Here is a 17,075-nt window from a genome sequence, read left to right as displayed (position 1 = left end):
CCTCCCCCTCGTCGTGCCAGGACGGCCCGTCCGCTCAGGACGGCTCGTCCGCTCAGGACAGCCGCAGCGGCAGCCGGCCGGCGAGCCGCGCACCGCCGAGGGCGGCCGACGGGGCCAGCTCGATCGAGCCTCCGTAGACCGCGAACTGGCGCGAGAGGCGCTCGAGCCCGGAGAGCACCGGCGGGGCCGCGAGCCCGCCGCCGTCGTCGTCGAGACCGATCACCACGGCGTGCTCCCGCTCCCCGCGCGCCACGTCGAGCTGCAGCCGCACGGCCCGTGCGCCGCCGTGCTTGAGCGCGTTGGTCAGCGCCTCCTCGATCAGCCGCACCAGCAGCACCCGCTGCTCGATCGGGACACCGCGCTCCTCGAGGCCCGGGTAGTCGTCGTGGACGTCCAGGTCGACGGCGATCTCCGGCGGGAGGCGCGAGAGCAGATCACGGGCGGCGGCGACCAGCCCGTGCTCGATGTCGACCGGGTAGAGCGCCCCGCTGACCGCGCGGACCTCCTGCTCCCGCAGCTCGTCGAGCCGGCTCGCGATCCCGCTCAGGCGCTCGGCGGTCGCGGCGGACGGAGGAGTCGCGGCCAGCCCGCGCAGCTCCGCGGCCAGCACCACGAGCGTGTTCTGCAGCCGGCCGTGCAGGCCCTGCGCGACCTCGCGGCGCACGCGCAGCTCCTCCTGCTGGAGCGCCTGCACCGCGTCGACGGCCTGCAGCAGCACGCGGGCGCGCTCCCGCTCCTTCTCGCGCACCCGTCGGGTCGCATCGACGAGCAGGAACCCGAACGAGACGATCAGGCCGACGACCACCGCGCCCACCACGAGCTCGACCACGAGGGCGTCGAGCGCGGTCGGCAGGTAGACCCCGACGATGAGCTGCAGCGCGACCCGGACGACGGCGACGGCCGCCGCGATCCCCGCCGAGACCAGCAGCCGCCCGGTGCGCGCGCGGCGCTCGGGACGCAGCAGAGCGACGAGCACGACCGCGAGGCCGATCGACGCGGTGTTGACGACCACGCGCACGACGACGTCGACGACCGGCCCGCTCTCGACCCCCCGGACGGTCTGCGACAGCATGCCCAGCGCGAAGACCGCCTGCAGCGCCGCGAGGACGGCCAGCACCCCGCCGAGGATCGCGACGGTCCCGCGGAGGATCCGGTTGTCCTCGGCGTCGTCCGCGCGGCGCGGCCGGGAGTCGTCGGGGAGGGTCACCGGGTGTGCTCCAGGAACAGCAGGGTCGCCTCCACGCGGGGGTTGCGCGAGCCGTCGGAGCGCAGGCTCAGCGCTCCGTAGAGGGCGTTCACGTGGTTGTCGACCGAGCGCACCGCGATGCCGAGCCGCTCCGCGATCGCGGCGTTGGTGAGGCCCGAGGCGAGGGCGCCGAGCACCTCGTACTGCCGGCGGCTGAGCGCGTCGACGGGCGAGCTCCGGCGGGCGGTGCGCGCGGCGACCAGGGCGGGGTCGAGCACGGTCCGGCCGTCGAGGGTCGCCCGGATCGCGGTCATCAGCGCGGGCGACGAGAGCGACGAGCTCTTCGAGAGGTAGCTCCAGCCGCGCACCTCGTCGCGGCTGAGGCGGAGGAAGCGGTGCATCGAGTCGACCGCCGAGAGCAGCACGACGGCGAGCTCGGGGTCGCCGGCGCGCAGCTCGCGGCCGAGCTCGATCCCGTCGCCGTCGCCCAGCTCGATGTCGATCACGGCGACGTCGAGCTCGGCGGGCCGCAGCCGCTCGCGCGCCTCGGCGGCCGAGGACGCCTCGACGACGCTCCGGACTCCGGGCACCGCGCGCAGCAGGGACGCGAGCATCTGCCGGTAGAGCGGCTGGTCGTCGACGACGGCGAGCCGCAGCTCCCGCAGACCGCCCCCGAACGTCACACCGCATATCTTGTCCCGGCGCCGGGGGCGGGATCGGCGGAGATCGTGCTCAGAGGCCCCTGGACCCCGTCAAAGGGGGGCACTGGGATGCAGGCGAGGTGGGTCGCGGAGCGGTCGAGGAGACATCCCGTCTCACCGAGCGAGGATCGCCTGCGTCAGTGCGAGCCCGGCCGCCGCCGCGGCGAGCGCCGCCGCCCACATCCCGAGGCCGTAGCCGAGGCCGGCGGCCCAGCGCCGCTCGAGCAGCATCCGCGCGGCCTCGACGCTCGCCGTGCTGAAGGTGGTGAAGCCGCCCAGGACGCCGGTGCCGAGCACGAGGCGCCAGGAGTCGTCCAGGGCGCCGGTCAGGGCCAGCCCGGTGACGACGCCGAGCAGCAGCGAGCCGGAGACGTTGATCAGGAGCGTGCCGACGGGCCAGCGCACCGGGATCAGCGAGCGCGCGACGCCGTCGAGGACGAGGCGAGCCGCGGCGCCGACGCCGCCGGCGAGAGCGATGCCCAGGAAGAGGAGCGGCTCCGTCACGCGATCGCCCCGCTCCGCCGCCGGCTCGCGAGCACGACGCCGAGCGCGGCCGCGAGGGTGCCGAGCACGAGCGTCACGGCCGTGTAGAGGAGGACGTCGGCCCAGCGTCCACCCTCGACGAGCGCGACGGTGTCGAGCGAGAAGGTGCTGTAGGTCGTGAAGCCGCCGAGCACGCCGGTGCCGAGGAGGAGGCGGAGGGTGAGCCGGCCGCCGGTGTCCGGCCCGCGGCGGGCGAGGCCGGCGAGCAGCAGGCCGAGCAGGAAGGCGCCGAGGAGGTTGACCGCGATCGTCGCCACCGGGACGGCGCCGAGCGGCGGCAGGGCGAGCGCGGTCCCGTAGCGGGCGGCCGTGCCGACGGCGCCGCCCGCGGCGACCAGGAGGATCGCGCCCGGCCGAAGGTGCGGCGGCCGGGTGCTGAGCGACGCGGCGACGGGCGGGCTGGCGCGGGGCGGAGTCACTCCCCCGTGTCCCACGGGACGCGGCGGCGGGTGCCCTCGTCGGCGCGGGGCACGACGAGGACGGGGCGGCGCTGGCGGTGCGCGAGGTGCACCGCGACGCTGCCGCTGAGGAACTCGGCGATGCTCGCGAGCACTCCGGCGTCGCGGGTGCCGACCACGATCATGCGCGCGTCGACCTCCTCGGCGACGTCGGTGAGGACCAGCGCCGGCTCGCCCTGGACGGTGCGCAGCGTCCAGTCGACGTCCGTCCCGGCGAGGGCCGCGCCGATCTCCTCGCGGAGTCCGGGCGGCTCGGTCGGGCCGGCGCCGGTGCCGCCGGAGCGCGGCACGAGGCCGACGGGGATGCCGCCGGTCATCGGGTCGACGTACTCGCCGACGAGGTACGGATCGGCGACCACGGTGAGCAGCAGCAGCGGTGCGCCGAGCCCGGAGGCGAGCTGCGCGGCGGTGCGGACGACCTCGGGACGCTGCCCGTCGACGACGCCGACGAGCACGGGTCCGGAGGGAGTGGATTCGGTCATGGACGGCTCCTTCCCTGGTCGTTCCATCCTCCCACCGGGGCCGGAGCGGGAGGAGACGCTGCGCGACGAGTTCCGTCGTGATCATTCCGTTACCGCGCGGTGGCGGGCTAGAGTGACGAGTCGCCGGGCCCTGCCGGCGCCCCGCACCACCCCGCAGGCCCCCCTGCACCACCCCAGTCCGCCCACCCGAGGAGAGCGCACGCGTGTCGACCACTGGCATTCCCGACCCGCAGGAGTGTCACGACACCTCTCCCTCCGCGCCGGTGCACCGCACCCGCCGCGAGGCCCGCGCCGCTGAGGCCGCCGCCGCTTCACGGGCGGCCAGTGCCGCTGTGCCTGTCGCTGCCGCGACCGTCGCCTCCGTGCCCGGCGCTTCTGCGCCCACCGCTTCCGTGCCCGTCGCTTCCGTGCCCGTCGCGACTCCTCGCGCCGCGGCCGCCCCGCGCACTCCGGTCGCCCCGCGCACTCCCGCCGCCCCGCAGCCCGCTCGCTCAGGCGGGCTCAGCCGGCGCACCCTCGGCTTCGCCACGTTCTCGATCGTCGGCGGCCTCTTCGCCACCGCCGCGCTCCCCGCTTACGGCGCCCGCAGCACCGCGGCCACCGCGGCCGGCACCGCCGCGAACCGGGCCGGCCTGCAGAACCTCACCGTCTCGTCGGAGGCGGCCGGGCAGACCGCCGTCCGCGACGCGTTCGCCGCGCCGACGCAGGCGCAGCTCGACGAGGCCAGCCGCCAGGCGGCCGTGCTGCAGAACGCGAACGGCGGCGGCTTCAGCACCGTGCAGACCCGCGCCGTCGGCGACGACTACCCGTGGCCCTACGAGACCATCGACGACAACGGCGGCGGGCTCTCCCCGCTCGGCTACTACTACCGCGAGTGCGTCGACTTCGTGGCCTGGCGCCTCAACCGCGACGCCGGCGCCACCGCCGCGCCGTGGAAGTACACCTGGGGCACCATCACGCCGATGGGCGGCAGCGCCTGGGAGTGGCCGGACAACTGGGCCGCGAAGGGCTGGGCCACGAGCTCCGTCCCGATCGTCGGCTGCGTCGCCTGGTGGACCTACAACCACGTCTCCTACGTGCAGCAGGTCAACGACGACGGCACCGTCCTCCTCGAGGAGTACAACTACGGCGGCCGCCACAGCTACGTCACCCGCACCTTCCCCACGGCGCAGGTCCCCCTCTTCCTCTACCCGCCCGCCCTGTAGCGGCGGAACCCGCCGTCTCGCGGGTCGCTCATCGCCTCCGTGCAGAGCCGCCCCTGCTGATCGAGTAGCCCGCGGAGCGGGCGTATCGAGATCCACCACCGCCAGCAGGACGAGTCGGCAGACCCCGCCGCGCCGAGGGTGGGCGGGTCTCGATACGCCCCTGCGGGGCTACTCGACCAGCATGACGACGCCCGACGGCCGCGCTCTTGCGCCCAGCATGACGACGCGAAGCGACGTCCTCTCAGCGCTACTCAGGAGGCGACGGGCGTCGTCCCGCGCTCGAGCTGCTGCACCCGGGTCCGGGACACACCGAAGGCAGCGGCGGCCGCATCGAGCGTGTAGCGGTCCGCGCGAGCGATCGCGACGGCCCGGCGTCGAGCGGCGGCCGAGCGCTCCTGCGCCTCCCGCGACTCGCGCTCGGCCTCCTCCGCTTCGCGCCAGGCCGCCTCCGCGGCGGGAGTCACGTGCACGGTGACCGTGACACTCACGGCCTCCTCAGGGACGTTCAGGAAGAGCGCGGCCACTTCTCGAGCAACGGCGTCGACCTCGCCCACCGTTCGGGCCTGACCCACGGTGTCGAGCTCGGGGATCGTCACCAGCCACCAGCGGCCGTCCCGCTCAGCGGTCGCTGCAAGGTCGTACTTCGTCACGGTCACCCTCCTAGCGCCATTCCCTCGGGACATCGGGAAGCTTCTTGCCGAGCTGACGAATCACGCCCGCCGATACCTCGGCATGCCGTGGGATCGTCTCCTTCACCGACTCGTCGGGCAGACCCCAGATCTCGTGGCTGCCCTTGCCCCGCCGCAGGAGCACCCACCCGCGCGAGCGAAGGAACGATACGACATCTCGATACTTCTGCGGCTTCGGCACCAGGATATTACAGCCCCCCTGACGACGACAAGGAAAGGGGGACTGTCGAGATGGCGCACGACGCACGGTCGTCTTCCCGCGCGCAGCGGACGATCACCTCTGAGGCGACGCGCACAGACCATCGAGGACGGCCAGGAGGGTCGCGAACGCCGGGGTGCGCGGGTCGATCGGGGCGTAGTGGTCGGCGTCCGGGAGCTCGACGAGGCGCGCGGACGGGTGCGCGACGCAGTAGCGGCGGCTGTACGCGATCGGGACCTCGTCGTCGAGGGCGCCGTGCAGGAGCACGGTCGGCATCGGCGGGGCGGGGAGCCGCGCCGGGTCGAGGTCGTCGAGCGGGCCGTCCGGGCCGAGCAGCTCCGCTACGGCGCCGTCTCCCAGTCGTTCGTCCGCGGCGGCGCGCAGGTCGGCGACTCCGGCGAGCGAGACCACGGCGTCGACGTGCGGCGACGGATGCGCGGCCTGCGACCACAGCGCCAGATGCCCACCGGCCGAGTGGCCGACCAGGACGGTGCGCGGGCGCTCCGCGACGGGAACCAGAGGCGGGAGCGCCGCGACGGCCGCGAGGACGTCGTCGAAGGTTCCCGGCCATCCGCCGCCCGCGTCGCCGACGCGCCGGTACTCGAGCAGCAGCACCGACCAGCCCGCGTCGGCGAGCGCGGCGGCCAGCGGTCGCGCGTGGCTCCGGTCCCAGCGTGCGCGCCAGAAGCCGCCGTGCACGAACAGCACGAGACCCCGACCGGAGCCGCGGTAGTGCTCGGCGATCTGCTCCGGCGCCTCACCGTAGCGGAGCACCTGGTCGGCCTCGCGCGCCGCGAGGTCGAGGACCCCGCTCACGCGCCGCCGTGGACCTCTCGGGACTCGCGCGCCCCTTCGAGGAGCAGGTCGCGCACCGCCAGCATCACGGTCTCGACCTCCGCGAAGGAGGTGGAGAGCGGCGAGAGGCCGAGCCGGATACCGCTGGGCGTGCGGAAGTCCGGGATGATCCCGCGCTCCCAGAGCACGGGCACCATCGCGGCGAACTCCGAGTGGTCGACGGTGATGTGGCCGCCGCGGCGCGCGGGCTCGCGGGTGGTCGACAGCTCGACGCCGAGCGGGGCGAGGTGCTCGTCGAAGAGCTCGACGGCGAAGGCGGTCAGCGCGATCGACTTGGTGTGGATCGCGGGCAGGCCGGCCTCCTCGATCAGGTCGAGCATCGCCTGCATCGCGAGCATCCCGACGATCGGCGGCGTCCCGCTGAGGAAGCGGCGGATCCCGTCGGCGGGGTCGTAGTCCTCGCCCATCCGGAACGAGTCCTTGACGCCCATCCAGCCCTGGATCGGCTGCCGAGCCCCGGCGATCAGCTCGCGGCGCACGTAGAGGAAGGCGGGGGCGCCCGGGCCGCCGTTGAGGTACTTGTAGGTGCAGCCCGTCGCGAGGTCCACGCCCCAGGCGTCCAGCTCGATCGGCAGCACGCCGACCGAGTGGCAGACGTCCCAGAGCACCAGCGCGCCGTGCTCGTGCACGATCTCGGTGATCGCCGGGACGTCGGCGGCGTAGCCGGAGCGGTAGGCGACCTGGCTCAGCACGACCACGGCCGTGTCGGCGCCGACGACCGCGCGGACGTCGTCCGGGGTCACCCCGGAGCCCGACTCGGTCTCGATCCAGCGGATCGTCGCCCCGGTCTCGGCGGCGATCCCCTCGACCACGAAGCGGTCGGTCGGGAAATTGCCGCGGTCGATGACGATCTCGGAGCGGCCGGGCCGGGCGGTCAGCGCGGTGCGGATCAGCTTGTAGAGCGAGACGGTGGTCGAGTCGCCGACGACGATCTGGCCGGCGCCGGCGCCCAGCACGGAGCGGCCGAGGCGGTCGCCGAGCGTCAGCGGGAGCTGGAACCAGCTGTCGTCCCAGCCGCGGATGAGGCGGGTCCCCCACTCCTGCTCGACGAACGCGGCGTAGCGCTCGGTCAGGACCTTCAGCGGGCGGCCGAGCGAGTTGCCGTCGACGTAGGCGGGCAGCGCCGGGTCGTCCGCGCCGACGAAGCGGGAGCGGTAGCCGGCGAGCGGGTCGAGGCGGTCGAGCTCGGCCGCGGAGGAGCGGACGGTCTGGTCGAGGGCCACGGCGGCCCTCCTCTCGTGTGGGGCGCGGGTGCGGGGTGGAGCGGGGACTCCTCACAGTCGCACGACCGGGCCCCCGCGGGACAGCACTCGCGCGAGGATGGTCGGGTGACCTCCTCCGCAGCGCCCGTCCACCCTCGCCCGCGCCTGCTCCCGAGTCTCGGGGTCGGCGTCGCCGCCGGCGTGCTCGGACTGCTGCCGTGGCTGCTCACCGGGCTGCGGCTGCCGCTGCAGAACCTGTGGGCGACCGACGTGCTGCCCGAGGAGATGCCGCTCGCGCTGCTGCCGTTCAGCCAGTACTTCCTGACGCTGATCGTCTCGGTGATCGTGGTCGGGTCGACCCTCGCGGGACTCGCGGCGCGCGTCGGCCGGCGCCGCGGCATCGGCCCGCTCGGCGCGGCGCTCGGCGCGGTCGGCGTGCAGATCGTCGCGCTGGTGCAGTCGGCGCTGACCGTGTCCGCGGGGCTGCGGGAGGACCGCGACTCCGACCTCTACCTCGCGGCGATCGTCGGCGGCACCGTCGCCGCGATCGCGGTCGGCGCGCTCCTCATGTTGGTGATCGCCCGGGCACCGCGGGCGGGGGCGGCCGTCGCGATCTCGCTCGCGGCGGTGGCCGCCGGCGGCTGGCTGACCGGAGTTGTCGCGCCGCTCAGCCGCGACGGCTCGGCCGCCGGAGTCGCGCTGCTGAACGCGGTGCAGTGGCTGCCGGGGATCCTGGCCGGTCTCGCCCTCGCCTGGTGCGGGGTGCTCTCCGTCGGCCGCGTGATCGCGTGGATCGTGAGCCTCGCCGTGCTCTGGGTCGGGCCGGTGCTGGTCACCGCCGTCTCGGCCGCCGCCGGCTCGCGGGTGCTGGCCCGCCATCCGCTCGAGATGCTCGACTACGCGCAGGCCGTCTTCACCAGCGCGCTGATGCTCCCGGCCGTCTCGCTCCGCACGCCCGCGACGGCGCTGGTGGTCGCTGCCCTCGGCGTCGCGGCCCTGCGCGCCTGGCACGCCCGCCGGACTGCCTCGCCGACCGAGTAACCGCACCTTCGCGAGATGCCACTTGTGCGCGCGACACGCCGTGAAAAGCGTGCACAAGTGGCATCTCGCGGGAGGGGTCAGGACTCGAACCAGCCTCGGGGGTGGTGGTCAGCGGTCAGGGGCGTGCGCTCGCGCTTGGGGCGCGCCCACTGCACGGCGTTGGCCAGCACCCGCTTGATGTCGGGGTGGTGGTAGACGGGGTAGTCCTGGTCGCCGGGCGAGAAGTAGAACACCTTGCCCAGGCCCCTGGTGTAGGTCACTCCGGAGCGGAAGACCTCGCCGCCCGAGAACGTCGAGAGGAACACCGTCTCCTCGGGCACCGGGATGTCGAAGTACTCGCCGTACATCTCCTGCTCGGGGATGACGATCGGGCTCGGCACGCCCTCGGCGATCGGATGGGTCGGCGCGATCGTCCAGACCAGCTCGCGGTCGTGGTCGTTCCGCCACTTCAGCGAGCAGGTCGTGCCCATCAGCGCCTGGAAGATCTTCGAGTAGTGGCCGGAGTGCAGGATCAGGATGCCCATGCCCTCCTGCACGTGCCGCAGCACCCGCTGCACGACCTCGTCCGACACCTCCGGGTGCGCGATGTGCGCCCACCAGAGCAGCACGTCGGTCCTCGCGAGCGCCTCCTCGGTCAAGCCGTGCTCGGGCTCGGGGAGGGTCGCGGTGCGCACCGAGACGGCGTCGCCGAGCGACTCCGTCAGCCCGTCGGCGATCACGCGGTGGATGCCGTCGGGGTAGTGCCGCATCACGGTCTCGTCGCCGCGCGTCTCGTGGCGGAACTCGTTCCAGACCAGGACCTCGAGGGGTGCGCTCATGCGACCGCCACCTCCTTCTTCTCGGCGGCGGAGCGGTAGATCGCGTCGACCACCCGGCTGCGGTGCAGCGCGTAGTCGCCGTAGTGGCCGGCGTAGCGGGGTCCGCCGGCGGGCGCGTCGGCACCCGAGGCGATGGCGGCCAGGAACTCCGCGATCACCGAGCGGTGGTGACCGGCGGGCACCGGCACGTCCGGGCGGGAGACCGTGGGGGCGCCGGCGACCTCGGAGTAGAACGTGAGCGTCCCCTCCGTCGCGTAGTCGGCGACGTGCAGGCGGGCGCCGCCGGCCGAGCCGAGCAGCTCGACCTCGATGTCCTCGTGCACCTTGGAGTAGCTGGCCCAGGAGGCGTCGAGCTGCAGGCTGCGGCCGTTGTCCAGGCGCAGCAGCGCACTGGAGAAGTCCTCGACCTCGAAGGCGTGCGTGCCGGTGGCGGCGACGCCGTGCGGGCGCCCGCCGCGGCCGGAGCGGCCGATCTCGCCGTAGGCGACGGCGGAGACGCTGGTCACCCGCGGCTCGCCGAGCAGGTGCAGCGCGATGTCGAGGACGTGCGAGCCGAGGTCGATCAGCGGACCGCCGCCGGCGAGCTCCTTGCTGGTGAACCAGGAGCCGATGCCCGGGATGCCGGTGCGCCGCTGCCAGCTCGCGCGGGCGTGGTAGATCTCGCCGAGCGGGGCGTCGTCGAGATAGGTGCGCAGGTAGGCGACGTCGGCGCGGCGGCGGTGGTTGTAGGCGATCTCGAGGACGCGGTCGTTCGCGCGGGCGGCGTCGACCATCTCGGCGGCGAGCTCGGCGGTCGTGGCCAGCGGCTTCTCGCAGAAGACGTGCTTGCCGGAGGCGAGCGCGGCGACGGCGATCGGGTGGTGGAGGTGGTTGGGCACGCCGATGGAGACGACGTCGAGGTCGTCGCGGGCGACGAGCTCCTCCCAGTCGGCATAGAGGTCGGGGACGCCGCGGGTGGCGCCGAGCTCGCGCAGGCGCTCCTCCTCCTGGCCGGCGAGCGCGACGACGCGCGCGCCGGGGAGGGCCTGGAAGGCGTCGAGGTGGGTGGTGCCGGCGAAGCCGAGGCCGACGACGCCGACGCGCAGCTCCCCCGGGATCTCGGTCGTGCCTGTGTTCTCGGTCATGCCGTCGAGCCTAGTCGAATTGATTCGAGTCCTCGATAAACAGGTGTCCACGCTTCGGATGCACCCGCGCCCATGCTGGTCGAGTAGCCCCGCAGGGGCGTATCGAGACCACCGTCGTCAGCAGGGTGGATCTCGATACGCCCGCTCCGCGGGCTACTCGATCAGCATGCAAGCGCCCGCTCCGCGGGCTACTCGATCAGCATGCGGGCGCGCGCTGCAGGCGGACCGCGATGTGCTCGCGGCCCGGCAGGTCGATGCGGAAGCGGCCCGAGTAGGTGCCGGGCAGGCGCTCGACGGTCATCGCCCAGGTGTCGAGGACGTCGACCGTGTACGAGACGTCGGGCTCGAGCAGGAAGCGGCGGTAGGTCGGCCGGTCGAAGCCGAAGTAGTAGAGGTAGTACTCGCCCTCGACACCGGCGCGCGGCACGTCCCAGTCGAGCGGGATCGGCTCGAGGCCGCGAGCGGGCCCCTCGGCCAGCACCGACTCCAGGAACGCGATCCGCGCCGGGCTCGTCCCGCGCAGCTCGCCGCCCTTCGACCACCAGAGCACGTCGTCCGGGTGCACGTAGGTCTCGCCGTGCCCGACGTAGCCACCGCGCAGCGCGCCCTCCCAGAAGCGCCGCACCAGCTCCTCGCCGGTGATGTTGCCCCAGCCCTGGTCGATGTCGCCCTCGTAGGCGCACTCGTCGATCACGACCGGCTTGCCCCAGCGCCGCCACTCGGTCGTCATCTCGGCCGTCTTGTAGACGTCCTGCCGCTGGATGCTGGCGTGCGTGATCCACGGGCGGGAGTGGTCGTAGAACTCGCGGCAGTTGTGGATCGAGAGCAGGTGCCGCGACGGGTCGTCCTCCCCCACGATCCGGGCGAAGCGCTCCCAGTCCTCCTCGGTCTTCTCGAACAGCAGGTCGTACTCGTTCGCGAGCGACCACCAGACGTTCGCGAACGAGGCGAGCCGCGCCACGGCGTAGCGCACGTAGCGGTCGTCGGCGACGGCGTCCATCGTCGAGAAGCCCCAGCGGTCGTAGGCGTGGAAGAGGATCAAGTCGGCCTCGATGCCGAGCTCGCCGAGCTGCTCGATCCGCCGCTCGAGGTGCGCCCAGAACGCCGGATCGAAGCGCTGCCAGTCGAACCCCGCCTCGGGCGAGCCCTCGAACGGGTAGAGCTCCGGCTCGTTCTCGTTGAAGAGGTACGACTTCGGGAAGACGCACATCCGCATCTTCGTGAAGGGGGCGGTGGCGAGCGCGGCGAGCGTGCGCTCCTCCAGCGCGTCGCCCTGGTGCGTCCAGGCGTAGGAGGTGGTGCCCAGCGGGCGGTGCCGGGTGCCGTCGGCGTGCGCGAAGTGGAAGGTGTCGGCCACCCGCACCGGGCCGTGCCGCCCCGCCACGGCCGCGGTCACCGAGACGGAGCCGGTGACGCCGTCGAGCGAGCGGGCGCTGCTCGAGGTGGTCCAGGCGTACTCGCCGGGCGCCTCGGGCATCCAGCGCAGGCGGTACACGCCGTCGCCGTCGTAGAAGCCGGGCACGCGCACCGACCCGTCTGGCCCGTCGACGATCGCCGACAGCGCGACGTCGACGAACGGGTTGCCGTGCGCGGGCCCGCGCAGCTCGATCTCGAAGCGCCCGAAGACGGAGGCGGTGGCCGGCGCGGAGACGACGGCCGACGCCAGCGGGACGTCCGCGGTCTCGTAGTCGCCGGAGGGCTCGACGTACCGCTCCTGCTCGCGGACCGGGGCCGGCTCCTCGGTCGGGATCGCGGCGACCTCGACCAGCAGCGCCTCGCGCTCGGCGGCGTCGAGCGACTCCTCGGTGTCGACGACGAGCCCGATCGGATACCCGTGCAGCGTGTGCAGGATCGAGGAGTGCACCAGCCCGGGGAGGCGGCGCTCGACGATCGCGTGCCCGCGAGGGTCCCGGAGGACCTCGAACAGGCGCGTCTCGCGCGAGAACCGCTCGGCGGTGTCGGTGGTGTGCGGCACGGTCAGCCCTTCACGGCGCCGGCGAAGGCGCCCTCGACGAAGTAGCGCTGGAACATCAGGTAGACGATCAGCACGGGGAACACGGACATGATGGTGAAGGCGTTCAGCGGCCCGTACGAGCTGGTGAACTGCGACTGGAAGCCCTGCAGCGCGAGCGGGATCGTCCAGGAGTCCTGGCTCTGCAGCAGCGCGAGCGCGATGGAGTACTCGTTCCAGGTGGAGACGAAGTCGAGGATGAACAGCGCGGCGAGGGCCGGGCGGGCCAGCGGCAGGATGATCGTCAGGAACAGCCGCCAGTTGCCGGCGCCGTCGATCCGCGCGCTCTCGTCGATCTCCTCGGGGATCTGGCGGAAGAAGCCGTAGAGGATGAAGGTCTGGTAAGGCAGGCCGAACGCGATGTACGGCAGGATGATGCCGAAATTGCTGCTCAGCAGCCCCAGCCCGTTGATGACCTGGAAGAGCGGCGCGATCGCGACCTGGATCGGGACCATCGCGCCGAGCGCGATCACGCCCATCAGCAGGCGCTGCCGGCGGAACCGCATCCGGGCCAGCGCGAAGGCGGCGGCCGCCGAGATGAAGAGGCCGATCGGCACCTTGAAGAGCGCGATGATCAGGCTGTTGCCGCCCGCGGTGAGCAGGTTGCCGCGGTCGAGCGCCTCGACGTAGTTGCCGAAGTCGGGCGACCACGGCGGCACGAAGGCCGGAGTGCTGAAGATGTCGGCCTCGCTCTTCAGCGAGGTGAAGACCATGAAGATCAGCGGGACGGCCCAGATCAGGACGGCGAAGACCAGCGCGATCCAGAGGCCGATCCGGATCCAGTCGCGGCCGCCGACCGGGCGGCGGGTGCGCTTGGACGGCGCGACCAGGCCGGGCGCGCTGGTCGGGATGCTCGTGACGCTCATGAGTTCTTCTCCTGACGAGCCGTCCACACCATGTAGGGGACGACGATGACGAGGGTGATCACGAGCAGGACCGTGGCGATCGCGTTGCCCTGGCCGTACTCGTGGTTGTTGAAGGACTGCTGGAACGACCACAGCGCGAGCACCTGCGTCTGCTGCGCCGGGCCGCCGCCGGTCATGCCGACGATCAGGTCGAACACCTTGATCGAGTTGATGATCGTGAGGACGACGACGATGACCGTGGTCGGTCGCAGCGCCGGGATCGTCACGTTGCGGAACACCTGCCAGGCGTTCGCGCCGTCGAGCCGGGCCGCCTCGACATGATCGGGCGAGACGCTCTGCAGACCCGCGAGGAAGAGCACCATGTTCGTGCCCGCGATCTGCCAGACGAAGGCCGCGAAGATCGAGTAGAGCGCGAGGTTCTTGTCCCCGAGCCACTGCACCTCGGCCAGCCACGGCAGGTCGAACAGCTGGGCGAGGTTCACACCCACGCCGTAGTTCGGGTTGTACATCCAGCGCCACATGTTCGCGATGGCGATCGGGGCGAGCACGCCCGGGATGTAGAAGAGCGAGCGGAAGGCGTTGCGCCCGAACAGCGGGCGGTTGAGCGCCAGCGCCATCACCAGCCCGAGGCCGACGGGGATGAACAGCGAGAGCACCACCCAGATGAGGGTGTTCGAGAACGCGGTCCAGAACACCGGGTCCTGGGTGAGGATGCGGACGTAGTTCTGCAGGCCGACGAAGACCTGCGGGGCGCCCTGGAAGCCGGACCACTCGAAGAAGCTGAGCCGCACCGATTCGAGCGAGGGGCCGACCACGAAGACGAGGTAGGCGGCCAGCGCCGGCGCGAGGAACGGCAGGGCGGCGAGGAAGCCGGTGCCGCCGAAGCGGGCGAGGCCCCGGCGGCGCGGATGCTTCCTCCGCGGCTGCTCCGGCGCGGACTGCCGCGGGCGGGCGGGGGTGGATGTCGTCATGGCGGACCTCTCGGACGTCTCGGACGCGGGGTGCTCGGGCACGGCGGCGCTCGGGCGGAGGGGACGCGCGGCCCCCTCCGCCCCGGGCGTCACTGCTGGTCGATGAACTTCTGGAACTCGGCGCCGGCGTCGGCCGGGTCGAGGTCGCCGGTCGCGACCAGGTTCTGGATGCGCCAGTACTCGGTGGTCTGCGACTGCGAGAGGTTCTGGTCGTTGTTCATGTAGACGCCGGTCGCCGCCTCGGTGATCGGGTTCCAGAGGGCGTCGAAGGCGCTCTGGTCCTCGGGGGTGACGTCGACGTTGACCGAGCGGCTGCCGAAGGTGGCGATGAACTTCGACTGCGCCTCGGGCGAGGTCAGGTAGTCGAGGAACTTCGCGGCCTCGTCGGCGTGCTCCGAGTTCGCGGAGATGTAGTTGTTCTCGTTGAAGCCGTAGATGCGGTCGGTGCCCGTGGGGAAGGCGAAGATGCCGACCGAGTCCTCGGACATCCCGGCGTCGCGGATCTGCTGGTTGAACCAGTCGCCCTCGATCGCCATGGCCGCCCTGCCGGCGAAGAAGAGCGAGCTCGACTCGTCGTTGTTGATCGAGATGAAGCCGTCGTTGACGTAGTCCGACGTCCAGGTGGCGAACTCGGTGAAGGTGTCGGTGACGCAGGACTCGTCGGCCCAGCTCGCCTCGCCGGTGACGAGGGCCTGGTAGCCGTCGGCGCCGCACTCGGTCTCGAGCAGGCTGTCGAGCAGGCGCATCACGTGCCAGTTGACGGTGCCGCCGAACTCGAAGGGGGTGATGCCCGCGTCCTTCAGCTTCCCGGCGTCCTCGACGAGCTCGTCGTAGGAGGTGGGCGCGGCGTCGATGCCGGCCTGCTCGAAGAGGTCCTTGTTGTAGAAGACCGCCTCGGTGCGCTGGGTGTAGGGCACGCCGTCGTAGCCGCCGTACTGGGTGACGGTGGACATCGTGGTGTCGGAGAAGCGGTCGGCCCAGCCGTACTCGTCGTAGTACTCCTTCAGGTCCAGGCTCGCGCCGGCGTCGATGAACTCGCCGCCGAGACCGGGGCCGGCCCAGGAGAAGAAGAGGTCGGGGGCGCCGCTCGTGCCGAGCGTGGTGCGCAGCGCGTCCTTGTGCGCGTCCACCGCCCGCTGCTCGACCTTGACGGTGATGTCGGGGTTGGCCTCCTCGAAGTCGCTGACGATCTCGTTGATCGTCGCGTTCGCGGAGTCGGCCGACTCGGTGAGCTTGAACCAGGTGATCTCGGTCTTGCCGCCGGAGTCGCCGCCGCTCGCGGAGCAGCCGGCCAGGCCTGCGAGGAGGAGGGCGCCCGTGGCGAGGGCGACGGATCGGGTCAGAGCATTGGAACGGGTCAGAGCACGCATCGTCGCGTCCTTTCGCTGCTCGACATCGCAGCAGCGCGACATCGACGTCGGATCCGCCGATCAGGGCCGGGACTGGAGCTCCAGCGGCGGTGGATGAGGGATACGTTATCGATAACACATTCGGGCGACAATGCGCGCAACCGGTTGATGGGTCACGATCGGGTAACGGCGATCGGCTTGGGACCGGCTCAGTAGAGTGAGCGGGTCGCCGCCAGGGAGGGAGCCTCGATGTCGAGCACGTCCCCGCCCCGCGCGCGGCCGAGCATGGCCGACGTCGGGCGGCATGCGGAGGTCTCGGCGCAGACCGTCTCCCGCTTCTTCACCGGCGGCTACGTCGCTCCGGCGACCCGGGTGCGCATCGAGGCGGCCATCGCCGAGCTCGGCTACCGGCACAACCGCGTCGCCCGGAACCTCCGGGTCCAGCGCACCGACACCGTCGGCTTCCTCGCGATGGGGCCGCTGAACTACGGGCACTCCGAGCTGCTGACCGGGGTGAGCCGGGCCGCGCGCGCCGAGGGGCTCTCGCTGATCACGGCCCTGCTCGAGGTCGGGCCGGACGCTCCTGGAGCCCGCGAGGAGATGCGGCACGCGGTCGACAAGCTGCTCTCGTTCCAGGTCGACGGGATCATCGTCGGCACGCCGTACGGCGGGCTCGACGAGCTGGTCGAGTACATCGCCGCCTCGGTGCCGGTCGTGACGCGCTCCGAGCGCGGCGGCCCCGCGGGCGACTCGACCTACGCCGACTCCTACGGCGCCGGCTATCTCGGCACCCGGCACCTGCTCGAGCTCGGGCACCGGCGGATCCTGCACCTCGCCGGCCCCGGCGACCGCAACGAGGCCGTCGACCGCGAGCGCGGCTACCGGGCGGCGCTGACGGAGGCGGAGGTCGCCCCGCTCGAGGTGCTGCGCTGTACGGAGTGGGACGCCGAGTCGGGAGCCGCGCAGGGCCGGTCCGTCGATCCGGAGTCCTTCACCGCGGTCTCGGCCGCCAACGACCAGATCGCGCTCGGCTTCCTCCGCGCGATGGCCGAGCGCGGCCGGACGGCGCCCGGCGACTACTCGATCGTCGGCGTCGACGACATGCCGGACTCCGCGTACTACTCGCCGCCGCTGACGACGATGCACCTCGACCACCAGCTGCTGGGCGAGAAGGCCCTGCAGATGCTGGCCACGCGGATCCGCACCGGCGAGCGCCAGGAGCGGACCGCGGTCACCGCCCGCCTGGTGCTGCGCTCGTCGACGGCGCCGCTGCGCTGACGCCGGGGGCGGTTTCATACGGTTGTTGCAACGGAGGGGTGGTTGCATGCCGGGTCGTCGGTTGGATGCGGGTGAGCGGGGTCAGATCGCGGTGTTG

General features: G+C 72.6%; 18 protein-coding genes. 3 read left to right on the top strand and 15 right to left on the bottom strand.

From position 1 onward, the window contains the following. Positions 1 to 52: 52 nt before the first annotated feature. The 5 genes from EDF17_RS00090 to EDF17_RS00070 form a co-directional block, all read right to left on the bottom strand. A complete protein-coding gene (locus EDF17_RS00090; RefSeq protein ID WP_123444607.1) occupies positions 53 to 1,207 on the bottom strand; it encodes a hypothetical protein in 1,155 nt (384 codons plus the stop codon). Further along, complete coding sequence (locus tag EDF17_RS00085; RefSeq protein WP_243732736.1) at positions 1,204 to 1,869, bottom strand: response regulator transcription factor; 666 nt, start codon at positions 1,867 to 1,869, stop codon at positions 1,204 to 1,206. Before EDF17_RS00085 ends, EDF17_RS00090 begins: the two co-directional genes overlap by 4 nt. Before the next feature lie 132 nt (positions 1,870 to 2,001). Next, complete coding sequence (locus tag EDF17_RS00080; protein WP_123444606.1) at positions 2,002 to 2,391, bottom strand: CrcB family protein; 390 nt, start codon at positions 2,389 to 2,391, stop codon at positions 2,002 to 2,004. Continuing rightward, entirely contained in the window at positions 2,388 to 2,849 is a 462-nt protein-coding gene (locus EDF17_RS00075; protein WP_123444605.1) for a CrcB family protein, read from the bottom strand. Before EDF17_RS00075 ends, EDF17_RS00080 begins: the two co-directional genes overlap by 4 nt. Then, positions 2,846 to 3,370 carry a universal stress protein gene (locus EDF17_RS00070; RefSeq protein WP_159423666.1) on the bottom strand — a complete coding sequence of 175 codons (525 nt, stop codon included), beginning with the start codon at positions 3,368 to 3,370 and terminating at the stop codon, positions 2,846 to 2,848. The genes EDF17_RS00075 and EDF17_RS00070 overlap by 4 nt, the downstream gene beginning before the upstream one ends. Positions 3,371 to 3,762: 392 nt before the next feature. On the opposite strand from EDF17_RS00070, the gene EDF17_RS00065 reads away from it, so the two are divergent. Further along, on the top strand, positions 3,763 to 4,575 hold the full coding sequence (locus EDF17_RS00065; protein ID WP_166649562.1) for a CHAP domain-containing protein: 813 nt from the start codon (positions 3,763 to 3,765) through the stop codon (positions 4,573 to 4,575). A gap of 251 nt (positions 4,576 to 4,826) precedes the next feature. Here EDF17_RS00065 and EDF17_RS00060 read toward each other — a convergent pair whose 3' ends face one another. The 4 genes from EDF17_RS00060 to EDF17_RS00045 form a co-directional block, all read right to left on the bottom strand. Next, a complete protein-coding gene (locus EDF17_RS00060; RefSeq protein ID WP_123444602.1) occupies positions 4,827 to 5,225 on the bottom strand; it encodes an antitoxin HicB in 399 nt (132 codons plus the stop codon). 10 nt (positions 5,226 to 5,235) lie between these two features. Continuing rightward, positions 5,236 to 5,445: a type II toxin-antitoxin system HicA family toxin gene (locus tag EDF17_RS00055; RefSeq protein WP_123444601.1), complete on the bottom strand. Its 210-nt coding sequence runs from the start codon at positions 5,443 to 5,445 to the stop codon at positions 5,236 to 5,238. Positions 5,446 to 5,538: 93 nt separating this feature from the next. Next, positions 5,539 to 6,279, bottom strand: coding sequence for an alpha/beta fold hydrolase (locus tag EDF17_RS00050; RefSeq protein WP_123444600.1), 741 nt, complete (start codon positions 6,277 to 6,279; stop codon positions 5,539 to 5,541). Next, complete coding sequence (locus EDF17_RS00045) at positions 6,276 to 7,541, bottom strand: aminotransferase class V-fold PLP-dependent enzyme (protein ID WP_123444599.1); 1,266 nt, start codon at positions 7,539 to 7,541, stop codon at positions 6,276 to 6,278. Before EDF17_RS00045 ends, EDF17_RS00050 begins: the two co-directional genes overlap by 4 nt. Positions 7,542 to 7,646: 105 nt before the next feature. Between EDF17_RS00045 and EDF17_RS00040 the strand changes: the two genes are divergently transcribed. Continuing rightward, positions 7,647 to 8,561: a hypothetical protein gene (locus EDF17_RS00040; RefSeq protein WP_123444598.1), complete on the top strand. Its 915-nt coding sequence runs from the start codon at positions 7,647 to 7,649 to the stop codon at positions 8,559 to 8,561. A 77-nt stretch (positions 8,562 to 8,638) separates the two neighbouring features. On the opposite strand, the gene EDF17_RS00035 is transcribed toward EDF17_RS00040, so the two are convergent. The 6 genes from EDF17_RS00035 to EDF17_RS00010 all read right to left on the bottom strand — a co-directional run bounded on the left by EDF17_RS00035 (position 8,639) and on the right by EDF17_RS00010 (position 15,721). Next, positions 8,639 to 9,379, bottom strand: coding sequence for a ThuA domain-containing protein (locus EDF17_RS00035; RefSeq protein ID WP_123444597.1), 741 nt, complete (start codon positions 9,377 to 9,379; stop codon positions 8,639 to 8,641). Then, entirely contained in the window at positions 9,376 to 10,503 is a 1,128-nt protein-coding gene (locus tag EDF17_RS00030) for a Gfo/Idh/MocA family oxidoreductase (RefSeq protein WP_123444596.1), read from the bottom strand. Before EDF17_RS00030 ends, EDF17_RS00035 begins: the two co-directional genes overlap by 4 nt. 196 nt (positions 10,504 to 10,699) lie before the next feature. Further along, on the bottom strand, positions 10,700 to 12,478 hold the full coding sequence (locus EDF17_RS00025) for a DUF5605 domain-containing protein (protein ID WP_243732735.1): 1,779 nt from the start codon (positions 12,476 to 12,478) through the stop codon (positions 10,700 to 10,702). A 2-nt stretch (positions 12,479 to 12,480) separates the two neighbouring features. Beyond that, positions 12,481 to 13,380 carry a carbohydrate ABC transporter permease gene (locus EDF17_RS00020; RefSeq protein WP_123444595.1) on the bottom strand — a complete coding sequence of 300 codons (900 nt, stop codon included), beginning with the start codon at positions 13,378 to 13,380 and terminating at the stop codon, positions 12,481 to 12,483. After that, a complete protein-coding gene (locus EDF17_RS00015; RefSeq protein WP_123444594.1) occupies positions 13,377 to 14,351 on the bottom strand; it encodes a sugar ABC transporter permease in 975 nt (324 codons plus the stop codon). Before EDF17_RS00015 ends, EDF17_RS00020 begins: the two co-directional genes overlap by 4 nt. Before the next feature lie 89 nt (positions 14,352 to 14,440). Beyond that, entirely contained in the window at positions 14,441 to 15,721 is a 1,281-nt protein-coding gene (locus EDF17_RS00010; RefSeq protein ID WP_123445314.1) for an extracellular solute-binding protein, read from the bottom strand. A 228-nt stretch (positions 15,722 to 15,949) separates the two neighbouring features. Here EDF17_RS00010 and EDF17_RS00005 point away from each other — a divergent pair, with 228 nt between their 5' ends. Continuing rightward, on the top strand, positions 15,950 to 16,978 hold the full coding sequence (locus EDF17_RS00005) for a LacI family DNA-binding transcriptional regulator (protein ID WP_123444593.1): 1,029 nt from the start codon (positions 15,950 to 15,952) through the stop codon (positions 16,976 to 16,978). The last annotated feature ends 97 nt before the right edge of the window (positions 16,979 to 17,075 follow it).

The sequence above is a fragment of the Rathayibacter sp. PhB1 genome (assembly GCF_004362935.1).
Lineage (GTDB): Bacteria > Actinomycetota > Actinomycetes > Actinomycetales > Microbacteriaceae > Rathayibacter > Rathayibacter festucae.
Note: the sequence above shows the minus strand (reverse complement) of the source record. Positions and strands in the feature narration are given on the sequence as shown.

What these genes read in the sequence shown, in the direction of transcription:
- EDF17_RS00015 (WP_123444594.1), bottom strand. Translation starts at nt 14,351, where the DNA reads ATGACGACATCCACCCCCGCCCGCCCGCGGCAGTCCGCGCCGGAGCAG.
- EDF17_RS00070 (WP_159423666.1), bottom strand. Translation starts at nt 3,370, where the DNA reads ATGACCGAATCCACTCCCTCCGGACCCGTGCTCGTCGGCGTCGTCGAC.
- EDF17_RS00035 (WP_123444597.1), bottom strand. Translation starts at nt 9,379, where the DNA reads ATGAGCGCACCCCTCGAGGTCCTGGTCTGGAACGAGTTCCGCCACGAG.
- EDF17_RS00030 (WP_123444596.1), bottom strand. Translation starts at nt 10,503, where the DNA reads ATGACCGAGAACACAGGCACGACCGAGATCCCGGGGGAGCTGCGCGTC.
- EDF17_RS00005 (WP_123444593.1), top strand. Translation starts at nt 15,950, where the DNA reads ATGTCGAGCACGTCCCCGCCCCGCGCGCGGCCGAGCATGGCCGACGTC.
- EDF17_RS00020 (WP_123444595.1), bottom strand. Translation starts at nt 13,380, where the DNA reads ATGAGCGTCACGAGCATCCCGACCAGCGCGCCCGGCCTGGTCGCGCCG.
- EDF17_RS00010 (WP_123445314.1), bottom strand. Translation starts at nt 15,721, where the DNA reads ATGCGTGCTCTGACCCGTTCCAATGCTCTGACCCGATCCGTCGCCCTC.